We start from the raw sequence: 13,675 nt of genomic DNA on the forward strand, positions 1-13,675 counted from the left end.
GGAGACATCCTGAAAATTATCTGTTGAGACAACCGGCCCCGTCGCTGGCGGCCAGCTAACACAGTGATCGCGTTAGCCGGATCACCTCAGCCCCCTGTGGGAGCTGGCTTGCCAGCGATAGGGCCATGACATTCACCCTGGAGCCCACAGAGCTGACGCAACAACCCGGTATCCAGATGCTTCTCCACCAGATCCGCCAAGCGCTCGATATCGCGCTCACGCAACCCGTGGTAATCCACCGTTTGCACATCGCTCAACCCGGCCCAGCGCAGCAACGCCGAACTGGCTGCCGGCGATTCGAACAAGCCATGCAGATAGGTGCCGAACACCTGACCATCAGCACTCTGCGCACCGTCACAACGACCGTCATCCAACCGTACCGCCGCGTTCTCCAGCGCCGGCCCGGTGGTGACTCCGGCATGAATTTCGTAGCCGATGACTTCGGCATCTTCCAGCGCCAGACGACCGCGCACATTGCGCAATTGCTTCTCGGCTTCGAGCTGCGTTTCGAAGGCCAGCAAACCCAAACCGGCACTGGAACCGGGCGCGCCCTCAAGACCCAGCGGATCGTGCACTTGCTCGCCGAGCATTTGCAGACCGCCGCAAATACCCAGCACTTTGCCGCCGTAACGCAAATGGCGACTGATCGCTGTGTCCCAGCCATTGGCTCGCAGATACGCCAGATCACTGCGTACGCTTTTCGAGCCCGGCAGAATGATCAGATCGGCCGGCGGAATCGCCTGTCCCGGGCCGACAAAATGCAGATCGACCTGTGGATGCAAACGCAGCGGATCGAAATCGGTGTGGTTGCTGATGCGCGGCAGCACCGGCACCACGACTTTCAGCACGTGTTCGGCCTTGTCGGTCTGGCGCTGATCGATGCCGTCCTCGGCCTCAAGATGCAGATCCATCACGTACGGCAACACGCCCACCACCGGTTTGCCAGTGCGCTGTTCCAGCCAGTCGAGGCCCGGTTGCAGCAACGCAATGTCGCCGCGAAAACGGTTGATGATGAAGCCTTTGACCCGCGCCTGTTCGCTCGGCGACAGCAGCTCCAGCGTACCGACCAAATGGGCAAAAACTCCGCCGCGATTGATGTCGGCAATCAGCAGCACCGGGCAATCCACGGCCTCGGCAAAACCCATGTTGGCGATGTCGCCGGCGCGCAGGTTGATCTCCGCCGGCGAGCCTGCGCCTTCGACCATCACCAACGGATACGCGGCGCTGAGGCGATCATGGGAGGCCAGCACGGCTTGCATCGCGATGGCTTTGTAGTCGTGATAGGCGACGGCGTTCATGCTGGTGACGGCGCGGCCATGGATGATCACTTGCGCGCCGGTGTCGCTGTTCGGCTTGAGCAGCACCGGGTTCATGTCGGTGTGCGGTTCAAGATTCGCCGCTTGCGCCTGCACCGCTTGCGCGCGACCGATCTCGCCGCCATCAGCCGTCACCGCGCTGTTGAGCGCCATGTTCTGCGGTTTGAACGGCACCACTGCTACACCCTGACGGGTGGCCCAGCGGCAGAGTGCCGTCACCAGTGTGCTTTTACCGGCGTCGGAAGTGGTGCCCTGCACCATCAGGGTTGTCATTGGGTTTCCTTGGCGAACGCTTGCAGCGCTTGTTCGAGGCGCGCCTCTTCAGCGGCATCGGCAGGCAGGCCGAAACGCAAACTGCTGTTGTGTGTGAAGAGGCGCAGGAGGATGCCGCGTCGGGCCATGAATTCGTACAGCGCTTGCGCCTGATCGGTGATCAACCATTGAAACAGCGCGCAACCGCCCTGGGGGTTGAAGCCGTATCGCGCCAGCAACGCGGCCAGTCGCTCACTCGCCTCATCGCTGCGTATCCGCTGGCGTGCATGACCTTCGGTGTCTTGCAGACAGGCCTGGGCGAGCACCCGGGTCGGCCCGCTGACCGCCCACGGCCCGACCTGCTCGGCGAGCAGTTTAAGAAATTTGCGCTCGGCCAGCACAAAGCCCAGTCGCACCCCGGCCAGACCGAAGAACTTGCCAAACGAACGCAATACGACCAGGCCCACCAAATGCGTGTGCGCGGCCAGACTCAATTGTGGCGTGTTGTCCATGAACGCTTCATCGACCACCAGCCAGCCACCGCGCTGCGCCAGCCGCGCATGCCAGTCGAGCAAACGCGCCGGGGTCAGGCTCAGGCCCGTGGGATTGTTCGGGTTGACCACCACCAGTACGTCGAGGTTGTCGATAAAGAACTCGACTTCCTGCTCCAGCACTTCGCGCACGATGTAACCGCTGCGGCGCCACGCCTCGGCGTGCTCGGCATAACACGGCGACAACACGCCGACCTTGCCGGCCCGGCGCAAGCGCGGCAGCAACTGAATGGCCATTTGCGAACCGGCCACCGGCAACACCTGCGCCGCACCGTAGTAATCACACGCCGCCTGCTCCAGACCATCGTCGGTTTCCGGCAAGCGTGCCCAGGCGCGCAGCGGAATATCCGGGATCGGGAACGGCCATGGCGCCAGACCGCTGGAAAGATCCAGCCAATCAGCCTCGGCGATGCCGTGATCGAGTGCAGCCTTGCGCAATCGGCCACCGTGCTCAAGCATAGAATTCAGCTCCCACGCAAAGAATCAGCAGCCATAACCATACCCCGCGCTGGACCAATTGCCAGCCACGGTCGATGGAATCGGCATCGGCAGGTGTGCCCTCGCCGAGTTGCGGACGTTCATGCAGTTCGCCGTGATAGATCGCCGGGCCGCCCAGTTCTACGCCCAGCGCGCCCGCGCCTGCCGCCATTACCGGGCCGGCGTTGGGGCTGTCCCATTTTGGCGCCTGTGTACGCCAGCACTTGAGGGCCAGTCGGGTTTTGCCCAGCAGCGCGTAGGTCAACGCCACGAGGCGCGCGGGAATGTAGTTGAGGACGTCGTCGATTTTTGCCGCACACCAGCCAAATCGTTCGAAACGTTCGTTGCGATAACCCCACATCGCATCAAGCGTATTGCTCAAGCGATAGAGCACCACGCCCGGCGCGCCGGCCACGGCAAACCAGAACAACGCGGCAAACACCGCATCGCTGCCATTCTCCAGCACCGATTCGGTGGCAGCACGGGCAACCGCAGTGCTGTCGAGTTCGCTGGTCTGGCGGCTGACCAGATAGCCGACACGCTTGCGCGCCTCATCCAGATCATCGGCGCGCAATGCCTTGGCCACCGGCTCGACGTGCTCGCCGAGGCTGCGCATGCCGAGGGCGCAATACAGCGCGAGTATCTCGACGATCCAGCCAACATAAGGCGCCCAGGAAAACGCGGTGGCGAGCAACGTCAGCGGTAGCACTGCGATCACCCACGCGGTGACGCCATGACTGCGCCAGCCACGGCCACCGGCGTTGAAACGTTGCTCGATGCGCCCGGCAAAGTTGCCGAACGCCACCAGCGGATGCCAGCGTTTCGGTTCACCCAGCAGCGCATCCAGCGCCACGGCGGCGACACTCAACAACGCCACACTCATTGATTCACTCCCCAATAATTTTCATACAGCAACTCATTGAGCGGACGCGCCTGCGCCCACCCTTCAAGCACCAGCATCGGCGCCGGATAGAATTCCTTGACCGGGCCCAGGCACAACACCGCGAGTGGCTTGGCGCCTTCCGGCAGTTTCAACAGATCGGCCAGCGCCTGCGGCTCGAACAGCGAGACCCAGCCCATGCCCAGACCTTCGGCGCGGGACGCCAGCCACAGGTTCTGGATCGCACAGGACAGCGACGCCATGTCCATTTCCGGCAGCGTGCGGCGACCGAAGATGTGTTTTTCACGATCGTCCATCAGCGCGGCGACCAGCACTTCCGCGCAATCATTGATGCCTTCGACCTTGAGTGTCATGAACTCATCGCTGCGCTCGCCGAGGGCAACAGCGGTACGGATGCGTTCTTCTTCCACCAGGTTCTGGATCTGCCCGCGCAAGGCTCGGTCGCTGATGCGAATGAAGCGCCAGGGCTGCATCAGGCCGACGCTCGGGGCCTGATGCGCGGCTTCGAGCAAGCGCCGCAACAGTTCCGGCGCGACGCTGCCACCGGTGAAGTGGCGCATGTCGCGGCGCTCGGCGATGGCTTTGTAGACCGCTGCGCGTTCGGCTTCGGAGAATGCGTTGTCTGTCATGGCCCCATCGCTGGCAAGCCAGCTCCCACAGGGGATGGCGTTTCTTCAGGCATTTCACCACCCACTGTGGAAGCTAGCTCGCCAGTTACCCCATGGGATTGCGATTCTTCAGGCACTCCGCCGCTCCCTTTTGGAGCTGGCTTGCCAGTTACCCCATGGGATTGGGACTCTTCAGGCACTACACCGCCCACTGTGGGAGCTGGCTTGCCAGCGATGGCGGCCTCAAGTTGAGGCGCAAACAGTGCTGCGATAGCCGCAGGATTCGACGGAAAGTAGAAGTGCACATAAGAAGCGGTCATTCGCCCATCGCGATAAACCGCCTCCGCCCCACGCCCACCATTCGGGCTAAGGCCGCGAGCAATCGGGGTCAATTCAGTCGTCGTCAGGGAGTGATGATAAGTATGCCCACGCAGTGAGCCCTCCGGCAGATCAACCGCTTGCAGCGCCAACGCCGCCAGACGTTTTTGCATCACCGCATCGCCGCTCAGTAAACCGACCAGTTCGGCGCGGGTGCCTTCGACATCAGTCAGCGAATCGAGCAGATAAAGCATGCCGCCACACTCGGCCATCAATGGTTTGCCCGCCGCATGGTGCGCGCGGATCGCGTCGAGCATCGCGGTGTTCTGCGACAACGCCACGTGGTGCAATTCCGGGTAGCCGCCCGGCAGATACAGACTGTCCGCCTCGGGCAATTGCGTGTCGCGGATCGGCGAGAAGAAACTCAACTCGGCGCCCATCGCCCGCAGCAAATCGAGGCTGGCGCCGTAGGTGAAGGCGAACGCCTCATCATGGGCGATAGCGATTCGCACACCTTGTAATAACGGTTCTGCAGCGATCACTTCCGGCGCCGCGAACTCCACGGCCGGTGGCAGCGCTACCTCGCAACTGCTGGCAAGCGCTTGGGCGGCGGCGTCGAGACGAACATCCAGGTCGTTCAATTCGCTGGCCTGCACCAGACCCAGATGACGGCTCGGCAGCTCGATCCCGGTCTCGCGAGACAGCGCGCCGTACCAACGCAAACCCTCGGTGAGGCTGCCTTCAAGCAGTTGCGCATGACGCAAGGTACCCACGCGATTGGCCAGCACGCCTGCAAACGGCAAGTCCGGCTGATAACGCGCAAGGCCCAGCGCCAATGCGCCAAACGTCTGCGCCATCGCGGTGCCGTCGATCACGCCCAGCACCGGTACACCGAAATGCCGCGCCAGGTCAGCGCTCGACGGTGTGCCGTCAAAAAGTCCCATCACGCCTTCGATCAAAATCAGATCGGCTTCGCCGGCGGCTTCCCACAACAGGCGACGACTTTCCTGCTCGCCGACCATCCACATATCGAGTTGATAAACCGGCGCACCGCTGGCGCGCTCGAGGATCATCGGATCGAGGAAGTCCGGGCCGCATTTGAACACGCGCACCTTGCGCCCCTGATTGCGATGCAAACGAGCGAGCGCGGCAGTAACAGTGGTCTTGCCCTGACCGGAGGCCGGCGCGGCGATCAATACCGCCGGGCAGTGACGTGGCGGATTCAAAGTTCGACGCCCTTCTGCGCTTTGATGCCAGCCTGAAAGGCGTGTTTGAGCATGCCCATTTCGGTGACCGTGTCACCCATCTCGATCATTTCCGGCTTCGCCCCGCGACCGGTGACGATCACGTGCTGCATCGGCGGACGCGCCTGCAAATCGCTCAGCACCTGATCGAGATCGAGGTAGCCGTGCTTGAGGGCGATGTTCAATTCATCGAGCACCACCAGACCGATCGACGGATCACGCAGCAACTCGCGCGACACCGCCCACGCAGCTTCGGCGGCAGCGATGTCGCGCTGGCGATCCTGAGTCTCCCAGGTGAAGCCCTCGCCCATCACGTGAAAACGCACCTGCTCGGGAAAGCGGCGGAAGAACAGCTCTTCACCGGTGCTGTTGCGACCCTTGATGAACTGCACCACGCCGCACTGCATGCCGTGGCCCATGGCGCGGGCGAGCATGCCGAACGCCGAGCTGCTTTTGCCTTTGCCGTTACCGGTCAGCACCAGCACCAGGCCGCACTCGTCGGGCGAGTTGGCGATGCGTTCATCGATCACGGCTTTTTTGCGCTGCATACGCGCCAGGTGGCGTTCGTCACGCTCGGGGGAATCAGTCATGGGGGAGCTCTCCGTTGAGGCTGGATAACGGCGGGCAGGCACAAGAATAGACGGCAAAAAGCCTGGCATCGCCCACCGTGATGCCGCTGGATGGATCAGGCCGGTCTCCGGGCTCATGAGCGGCGTTCGCCTGACTGCGCGCCTTCCCGCTGTTAAGCAGTGGCACAAGACGCAGTTTTCACTCATTTACCGTTGCGGGGGCAGCGCCGGGATCGTGGTTGTTATTCGCTTGAAAACAACCCTCACCGGCTTCCCTGTTTCACTCTGTCGACGCAGGTCACAGAGCACCTGAAACAAGCCGCGAAGGTTAGAGGGTTGGGGGTGGAGCGTCAATTAAAGAGGGGGGGATCGGGCGAATAACTGCCGCCGATCAATTATCTGACGCCAATCTTGTGCCACGCTGAAACAAATGATATCAAAGAGCCATGCTTTTACCGCAAAAGCACAACACAACAATAAGGATGATTACCATGCAAGGCATGATCATCAGCAATCCGCGCCTGGAATTCCTGCGCCCGGTACTAGAACGCTGGTTTGACTGTATCGACCGCTACAACGCCGTGCGCGGCGACAGTGACACGCCCTACTGGCACGACGAGAAAGCCAATCTCGGATTGCTCTGTGCGGCCGCATGGATGGCCGAACTGGTGACGCTGCGCGACACCGCCACCCGCAAGCAGAACGAGGAAGGCGAGCGCAACGCCCGCGCCGATCTGTTTCTGGCGGGTGCCGAAGACCGCGCATTTATCCAGGCCACGCAACGCTGGCCACGCGTCAACAACCTCAACTTGACTCAACCCCTGCTGGACATCACCCACGACGCCAAACGCATCAGCTACGCCAGCGACCTCAAGCTCGGCTGCCTGTTTGTCGCCCCGCAAAAAGCCCAGCACAGCGCCAGTCCGGAAGAATTGCAGGACATGGTCGACGACCTGCAAAAGGAACACTCCTGCGCCGTTGCCTGGTATTTCCCCTACGCCTATCGCAAATTGCGCAATGAGGCCGGTAACTATCACCCGGGCATTGCCTTGCTGTTTAAAGAAGCCCGCGGCTGAGCAGTTGAACCATCGGGCTTGTGCGATCCTCTATGACTAGGAATGCATTCATAGGGAAGATCAGCAATGCGCAAGCCCCAACTCGTTTTCGTCGTCGCCCTCGCCGGAGGGCTCGCCGCCTGTGGTGAATCGTCCAGCCTGCAGGTCATCGACGGCACCGGCCCGTCACCGAAACTGCCCGAACCGAACAAGACCCTGATCCCGACGGTGAATATCGCCCCGGCGGTCGGGTGGCCCGCGGGCGGTAAACCGACCGCTGCAGCAGGCACACAAGTCGCCGCGTTTGCCGAAGGCCTCGATCATCCGCGCTGGCTCTATGTGTTGCCCAATGGCGATGTACTGGTAGCAGAAACCAACGCACCGCCCAAACCTGATGACAGCAAAGGCGTGCGCGGCTGGGTCATGGAAAAAGTCATGGGCAAGGCCGGCGCCGGCGTACCAAGCCCCAATCGCATTACCCTGCTGCGCGATGCCGACCACGATGGCGTGGCCGAAACGCGCACGGTATTCCTGCAAAATCTTAATTCACCGTTCGGCATGACGCTGGTTGGCAACGACCTGTACGTCGCCGACACCGATCGCCTGCTGCGCTTCAACTACGAACCCGGCGCAACCGAAATCAAGACGCAGCCGATCAAGGTTGTCGATCTGCCTGGCGGCACGCTCAACCATCACTGGACCAAGAACGTCATCGCCAGCAAGGACGGCAGCAAACTGTACGTCACGGTCGGCTCGAACAGTAACGTCGGCGAAAACGGTCTGGATAAAGAGGAAGGCCGCGCCGCAATCTGGGAAGTGGACCGCGCAACCGGCAATCACCGCATCTTCGCATCGGGCATCCGCAACCCCAACGGCCTCGCGTGGGAGCCCACCAGTGGCGCGTTGTGGACCGCAGTAAACGAGCGCGACGAAATCGGCAGCGATCTGGTGCCGGACTACATCACCTCGGTCAAGGACGGTGGTTTCTATGGCTGGCCGTTCAGCTATTACGGCCAGCATGTCGATGTGCGCGTCGAGCCGCAGAACCCCGACCTGGTCGCCAAAGCCATTGCGCCGGACTACGCCGTTGGCCCGCATACAGCTTCGCTGGGTCTGACGTTCGCCGAGGGCAACAAGCTGCCTGCGCAGTTCAAGGAAGGCGCATTTATCGGCCAGCACGGGTCCTGGAACCGCAAGCCGCACAGTGGTTATAAAGTGATTTTCGTACCGTTCGCGGCGGGCAAACCAACAGGCCAGCCAGTGGATGTACTGACCGGTTTTCTCGACAAGGACGAGAACGCACTGGGTCGCCCGGTGGGCGTAGTGATCGACCAGCAAGGTGGCTTGCTGGTGGCTGATGATGTAGGGAACAAAGTGTGGCGAGTATCGGCCACCAAGTGATTTTAGATGCGCCCTGAAACAACTGTGGGAGCGAGTCTGCTCGCGAAGGCGTGATATCAGTCAACATTGAGTTGGCTGATACACCGCTTTCGCGAGCAGGCTCGCTCCCACATTGGGTTTGGTGTTGTCCTTGTTATGGGTTATGCGCCAGATGTTCCGGCTGCAACACCCGCTTGGCACTCAGATAAGCTTTCTGCCAATACGCCTTCGACAGGCTATCGAGCTTCACCGTGCCGCCGGTTGCCGGCGCATGCACGAAGCGCCCTTCCCCGACATAAATTCCCGCATGGCTGACCTGCGAACCGCCATTGGTGGCGAAGAAGATCAGATCGCCTGTCTGCAAACCTTCCTTACCCACATTCGGCGCCTGCATCACGATCAGATCGCGTGTGGTTCTTGGCAGCAAAATACCCGCCGCATCACGGTAAACAAAACCGATCAGCCCACTGCAATCAAATCCCGAGTCCGGCGTATTGCCGCCCCAGCGATAAGGCGTGCCCACCAGACCGAGCGCGCGAAACAGCACGTCTTCAGCAGCGGGCGAGAATGATTGCGAGGGGCCGAATACCACCGGAGCGCGCACCACGGGTGCTGGTGGCGGCGTACGGCTGGCGCAGGCGCTGAGCAGCGCTGCAAAAAAGATCAATGTGAGGCGGGCCGACATGGTCATAAGCAGAACATCCTGATCTGGCTGCGGCTTTTTCTGCCGGAGGGGCAGAAAACAAAACCGCCTGCGTCAGCACGCAGGCGGTTTGCCATCAATATAGATTCAGGATTCTAGCGGCTACGCGGCAAACTTCAAGTAAGACTTTAACTTCACCTTGTAAAGTCTAGGTCTACTCCGTTGCCGGGAGCCTGATTGCCGCTGCGAACGCCGCGGCATCGGGGAATTACTTGCGAGCGGTGACGACGGTCGGGGCGTTAGCCAGAGCGCGTTTCGCTTCGATGAAGGTCTTGCTCCAGTAGCTGTCACCCAGGCTGTCGATGCGAACACCGCCACTGCGACGACTGCTGGAATGAATGAACTGGTTGTCACCCAGGTAGATCCCGGCGTGACTGACACGGCCGCGACGACCATTGGTGGCGAAGAACAGCAGATCGCCCGGCTCAAGGTTTTTGCGCGAAACCAGCGGCGCATCCACATTGATCATTTCGCGAGTCGAGCGTGGCAAGTTCATGCCAGCTTCTTCGCGGAACAGGTAGCCGATGAAACCACTGCAATCGAAACCGGCTTCAGAGGTACCGCCGAAACGGTAACGGGTACCGATCAGGGACATGCCGCGTTCGAGGATACTGTCGGCCAGAACTGGCAGCTGGTAAGGCTTGTTGCCGTTGAAATCCGACAGTTCTTTTTCGGTGTCCAGCTCTTCCTGATAAATAACGGAAGACTGGGCAGTGACGGAATTCTTGACCTGCTGAGGCTGCTCTTGAACTGGAGAATGAGCAGCGCAACCGTATAACAGGGTGACGAGTGCGAGAGGCACGAGGGGTGCGAAGCGCTTTAGCATGGGCACGACCGTGGCTGATAGTTGTAAAGAAGGCGAGACTATGCCCGCTATCAACCTCATTTGCAAATTCAATCGATCTTTTTGTGACTTCTCGGTTTCTCGCTTACATCTAAGCGCTTAAGCCCATTTGAACCGATACGCGCTCTGCACACCGTGTAGAAAAGCGGATTTTCTGGCGCCTGAAATACGCCGAAACCCGCTGGAAGCCACAGACTGCAAGGGTCAGCTACCAGCCCAGGGTTTCTTTCAGGAAGGGAATGGTCAGCTTGCGCTGAGCCTGCAAGGAAGCCTGATCGAGCTGCTCCAGCAGATCAAACAGCGCGCTCATGCTGCGGGTGCCACGGGTCAAGATAAAATGCCCGACTTCATCGGTCAGATGCAGACCACGACGCGATGCGCGCAATTGCAGGGCACGCAATTTGTCTTCATCGGAAAGTGGGCGCATCTGAAAAATCAGCGCCAGCGTCAGGCGTGATTTCAGGTCAGCCAGTTTGACCGGCAGCTCACGTGGTGAGGTGGACGCGGCGATCAGCAGGCGCCGACCGCTGTCACGCAGACGATTGAACAGATGAAACATCGCCTCTTCCCAATCAGCCTTGCCGGCAATCACCTGCAAGTCATCCAGGCAAACCAGTTCGTACTGTTCAAGGTTGTCGAGAATTTCGGTGCCGCGATCCATCAACTCGGCCAGCGGCAGATACACCGCCGGTTCACCCATCTGCTCGAAACGCAGGCAAGCAGCCTGCAACAGATGCGTACGCCCTACGCCGTGCTTGCCCCACAGATAGATAAGGCTTTCCGTCCAGCCGGCGTCGGCTTCGCATAAGCGCTCGACATAGCCGAGTGCAGCGGCATTGGCGCCTGGGTAGTAGTTGATGAAGGTGGCGTCGTCACGCAGACGCACACCTAGGGGCAGCTGAATCGGTTTCATGCTGACTGAACAGTTCTCAAGGAACCGTTAGTGGCCTCTGTGTAAAGTTGGCGAAGTTTATACCCGTGAAGCTAAGCGCACAATGCGACAGAGTCCAAGCAAAATCAAAGGTTTGCGTTAACGCACTGGTTTTATGACAGTTTCTCTGACGCAGTCGGGCCACTATTCCCCGCAAGACACGGGCCAACCCGGCTATTCGCCGGGTCGCCCATCTGCGCTACAGCTGCGGCTCGTCAGCACCACTATAAATGTCGGAGTCCTTGTACAAGTCGTGCATATGGCGCACCAGCACCATGATCACCGCCGCCACCGGCAGCGCCAGCAACACACCCGTGAAGCCAAACAGCTCGCCGCCGGCCAGGATCGCGAAGATCACCGCCACTGGGTGCAGGCCGATCCGGTCGCCTACCAACAATGGGGTCAACACCATGCCTTCCAGGGCCTGACCGACCATGAACACCGCGACGATTCCGACCATCGGATACAGATCACCACCAAACTGGAACAACCCGGCAACCAACGCCGCACCGATGCCGATCACAAAGCCCATATACGGCACGATCGCCGCCAACCCCGCGATCAACCCGATCAACAATCCAAGTTCCAGGCCGACGATCATCAGCCCAGCCGCGTAAATCACCCCTAGCGCCACCATCACCATTAACTGCCCGCGCACGAATGCACCGAGCACCTCATGGCATTCACCGGCCAGCGCGACGATGGTTGGCTCACGATCACGCGGCAACAGGCTGCGGATCTTGGCCATCATCACGTCCCAGTCGCGCAGCAAGTAGAAACTCACCACCGGGATCAGCACCAGATTGGCCAGCCAGCCAATCAGCGCCAGACTCGAAGCCGTCGCCTGGCTCAGCACCACGCCGACAATATCGGTGGTCTGACCCATGTGCTCACTGATCGCAGCCTTGACCTTGTCGAATTTCCAGAAGCCGTCCGACAGCCCCAGCTTCGACTGCGCCCACGGCACCGCCGAGTGCTGCAGCCAGTCGAGCATTTGCGGCACCAGTTCGTACAGGCGCAGCAGCTGTTTGGCGAGCATCGGCACCAACACCAGCATCAGCGCGGTGAAGATCAGCGTGAACAACGTGAACACCGCGATCACACCCCAGGTGCGCGACAAACCGAGCTTCTCCAGGCGATCCACCAGCGGATCGAACAGATACGCCAGCAACAGCGCCACCAGAAACGGCGTGAGGATCGAGTGCAATAACCACACAAACACGCAAAGCAGGACTATCCCACCGAGCCAGAACCAACGCCGCGTATCGGCCATGTACAACTCCTACTGTTTCTATATAAGGAAAGACTTACCAGCGAAACCGCAATGACGGCGCCGCAGGTGCCGGGGCTGGCGCCGCACCCGCAACCACAGGCTGCGGCGCTGCCACCGGAGCCGGAGCTTCGGCTGGCAGTTCCTGCAACCTGGCCAGCGACAACTGCGCGCGCATCTGATCGGCACTGCCATTGACCCGATAGACGATACGATCGCCATCTACACTTTGCAGACGCACGCCAAACGGTTCGAGTAACCGCAACAGCGCAGCGTAACGCTCCAGATTCATGCCCTGCACTTCCAGGGTCTGCTGCCCGGTTGCCCCAGGCTTGGCGGCAAAGCGTGGAGCCAGGCGCTGGGCAACCGCCAGCATCACTGCATCCGCCACGGCGGCCTGATCCGGCCCCTGCACACTGCCCGCTTCTTTTTGATCACCTAGCCACAAATGCCATTTGGCCTGCCACTGACCACCCTCTTCCCGCGCATGCACAGCCAGCAGGGCGTCAGCGTTATAGCGCTCCGACGCATCGCGCAAAGGTGCGGCATCCGTGCCTTCGAGTGCCGGCGCCGTGGCGACCAGTTGTTCGCTCAGATCAGCCAGCGGCAAACGCAACGGCAAACCACGATGCTGAGCCGCCGTGCGCAACGGCGCGGCAGCAGCCTGGCCATCACCGACCAGACTCGAACCTTCGGCCGAGTCGTTCAGCCACCAGCTCAGTATCGACGGCCGGCTGGCGCCCCACAGGGATAACCCGGCGCGACGCAATGCCTGCTCGGTACTGCTCGGATCGAAATCGACTTTCAGCACCTCCGGCGGCCCGGCATCAAAACCGAACTGGCTGATGATCTGCTGCGGATCCTTGCGCACGGCCGCCAAACCCGGATTTTGCGCAGCTTTAGGGTCACCGGTCAGGCGCAATACCAACGTATCCAGCGCGGCCTGAGTAGCGCGTTCACGCTCCTCCGGAGCCTGGCCCTGGACCGGCTCACGCACTTGATAAAGGCCTTTGAGGTTTTCGGCATGACTCGCCAGGCTAACCACAGACAAACAGCCCACAAACAACAATTTACAAAAACGCATGGAGAATTCCCGTCGACAGGAGCGGCTGGAACAGGCCGCGTGAACCGATTTGGCAAGGCTGTGACAGTCTGCCAGCACCAAACATTCACACGGCGGCGGTAAGTTTTTGCACAGTGATAACGATAGACGGTTAATTGCCACACCTTATACAGGCAGCCGTACGCCTCAATTG

13 protein-coding genes and 1 riboswitch are annotated in these 13,675 nt (G+C 60.7%); of the genes, 2 read left to right on the forward strand and 11 right to left on the reverse strand.

Annotated elements, in window-relative coordinates:
* Positions 1 to 86 precede the first annotated feature (86 nt).
* Genes AB4P92_RS07100 through cobO form a run of 6 tightly spaced genes read right to left on the reverse strand, consistent with a single transcriptional unit; the run spans position 87 to position 6,257 of the window.
* Positions 87 to 1,589, reverse strand: coding sequence for a cobyric acid synthase (locus AB4P92_RS07100; protein ID WP_395599184.1), 1,503 nt, complete (start codon positions 1,587 to 1,589; stop codon positions 87 to 89).
* Positions 1,586 to 2,578 carry a threonine-phosphate decarboxylase CobD gene (gene cobD / locus AB4P92_RS07105; protein WP_047300316.1) on the reverse strand — a complete coding sequence of 331 codons (993 nt, stop codon included), beginning with the start codon at positions 2,576 to 2,578 and terminating at the stop codon, positions 1,586 to 1,588. The genes AB4P92_RS07100 and cobD overlap by 4 nt, the downstream gene beginning before the upstream one ends.
* A complete protein-coding gene (gene cbiB / locus AB4P92_RS07110) occupies positions 2,571 to 3,479 on the reverse strand; it encodes an adenosylcobinamide-phosphate synthase CbiB (protein ID WP_042558317.1) in 909 nt (302 codons plus the stop codon). The genes cobD and cbiB overlap by 8 nt, the downstream gene beginning before the upstream one ends.
* Entirely contained in the window at positions 3,476 to 4,126 is a 651-nt protein-coding gene (bluB, locus tag AB4P92_RS07115; protein WP_115148243.1) for a 5,6-dimethylbenzimidazole synthase, read from the reverse strand. Before bluB ends, cbiB begins: the two co-directional genes overlap by 4 nt.
* Positions 4,123 to 5,649: a cobyrinate a,c-diamide synthase gene (locus AB4P92_RS07120; RefSeq protein WP_395599185.1), complete on the reverse strand. Its 1,527-nt coding sequence runs from the start codon at positions 5,647 to 5,649 to the stop codon at positions 4,123 to 4,125. The genes bluB and AB4P92_RS07120 overlap by 4 nt, the downstream gene beginning before the upstream one ends.
* Positions 5,646 to 6,257, reverse strand: coding sequence for a cob(I)yrinic acid a,c-diamide adenosyltransferase (gene cobO, locus AB4P92_RS07125; RefSeq protein WP_047300314.1), 612 nt, complete (start codon positions 6,255 to 6,257; stop codon positions 5,646 to 5,648). The genes AB4P92_RS07120 and cobO overlap by 4 nt, the downstream gene beginning before the upstream one ends.
* An 80-nt stretch (positions 6,258 to 6,337) precedes the next feature.
* A riboswitch (cobalamin riboswitch) is annotated at positions 6,338 to 6,564 on the reverse strand.
* Positions 6,565 to 6,727: 163 nt separating this feature from the next.
* Between cobO and AB4P92_RS07130 the strand changes: the two genes are divergently transcribed.
* Both AB4P92_RS07130 and AB4P92_RS07135 read left to right on the forward strand, forming a co-directional pair.
* Complete coding sequence (locus AB4P92_RS07130) at positions 6,728 to 7,312, forward strand: hypothetical protein (RefSeq protein ID WP_395599186.1); 585 nt, start codon at positions 6,728 to 6,730, stop codon at positions 7,310 to 7,312.
* Positions 7,313 to 7,378: 66 nt separating this feature from the next.
* Entirely contained in the window at positions 7,379 to 8,692 is a 1,314-nt protein-coding gene (locus AB4P92_RS07135) for a sorbosone dehydrogenase family protein (RefSeq protein ID WP_115148240.1), read from the forward strand.
* Positions 8,693 to 8,825: 133 nt separating this feature from the next.
* Here AB4P92_RS07135 and AB4P92_RS07140 read toward each other — a convergent pair whose 3' ends face one another.
* The 5 genes from AB4P92_RS07140 to AB4P92_RS07160 all read right to left on the reverse strand — a co-directional run bounded on the left by AB4P92_RS07140 (position 8,826) and on the right by AB4P92_RS07160 (position 13,503).
* Positions 8,826 to 9,362, reverse strand: coding sequence for a C40 family peptidase (locus AB4P92_RS07140; protein ID WP_047300311.1), 537 nt, complete (start codon positions 9,360 to 9,362; stop codon positions 8,826 to 8,828).
* Between the two features lie 220 nt (positions 9,363 to 9,582).
* Positions 9,583 to 10,200: a C40 family peptidase gene (locus tag AB4P92_RS07145; protein WP_042558311.1), complete on the reverse strand. Its 618-nt coding sequence runs from the start codon at positions 10,198 to 10,200 to the stop codon at positions 9,583 to 9,585.
* 226 nt (positions 10,201 to 10,426) lie between these two features.
* Positions 10,427 to 11,131, reverse strand: coding sequence for a DnaA regulatory inactivator Hda (hda, locus tag AB4P92_RS07150; protein WP_042558310.1), 705 nt, complete (start codon positions 11,129 to 11,131; stop codon positions 10,427 to 10,429).
* A gap of 217 nt (positions 11,132 to 11,348) precedes the next feature.
* Positions 11,349 to 12,422, reverse strand: a complete 1,074-nt coding sequence (locus AB4P92_RS07155; protein ID WP_115148239.1) for an AI-2E family transporter — start codon at positions 12,420 to 12,422, stop codon at positions 11,349 to 11,351.
* 34 nt (positions 12,423 to 12,456) lie between these two features.
* A complete protein-coding gene (locus AB4P92_RS07160) occupies positions 12,457 to 13,503 on the reverse strand; it encodes a DUF2066 domain-containing protein (protein WP_395599187.1) in 1,047 nt (348 codons plus the stop codon).
* Between the last annotated feature and the right edge of the window lie 172 nt (positions 13,504 to 13,675).

The sequence above is a fragment of the Pseudomonas sp. A0308 genome (genome assembly GCF_044218815.1).
In the GTDB taxonomy this organism is placed as follows: Bacteria; Pseudomonadota; Gammaproteobacteria; order Pseudomonadales; family Pseudomonadaceae; genus Aquipseudomonas; species Aquipseudomonas iridis.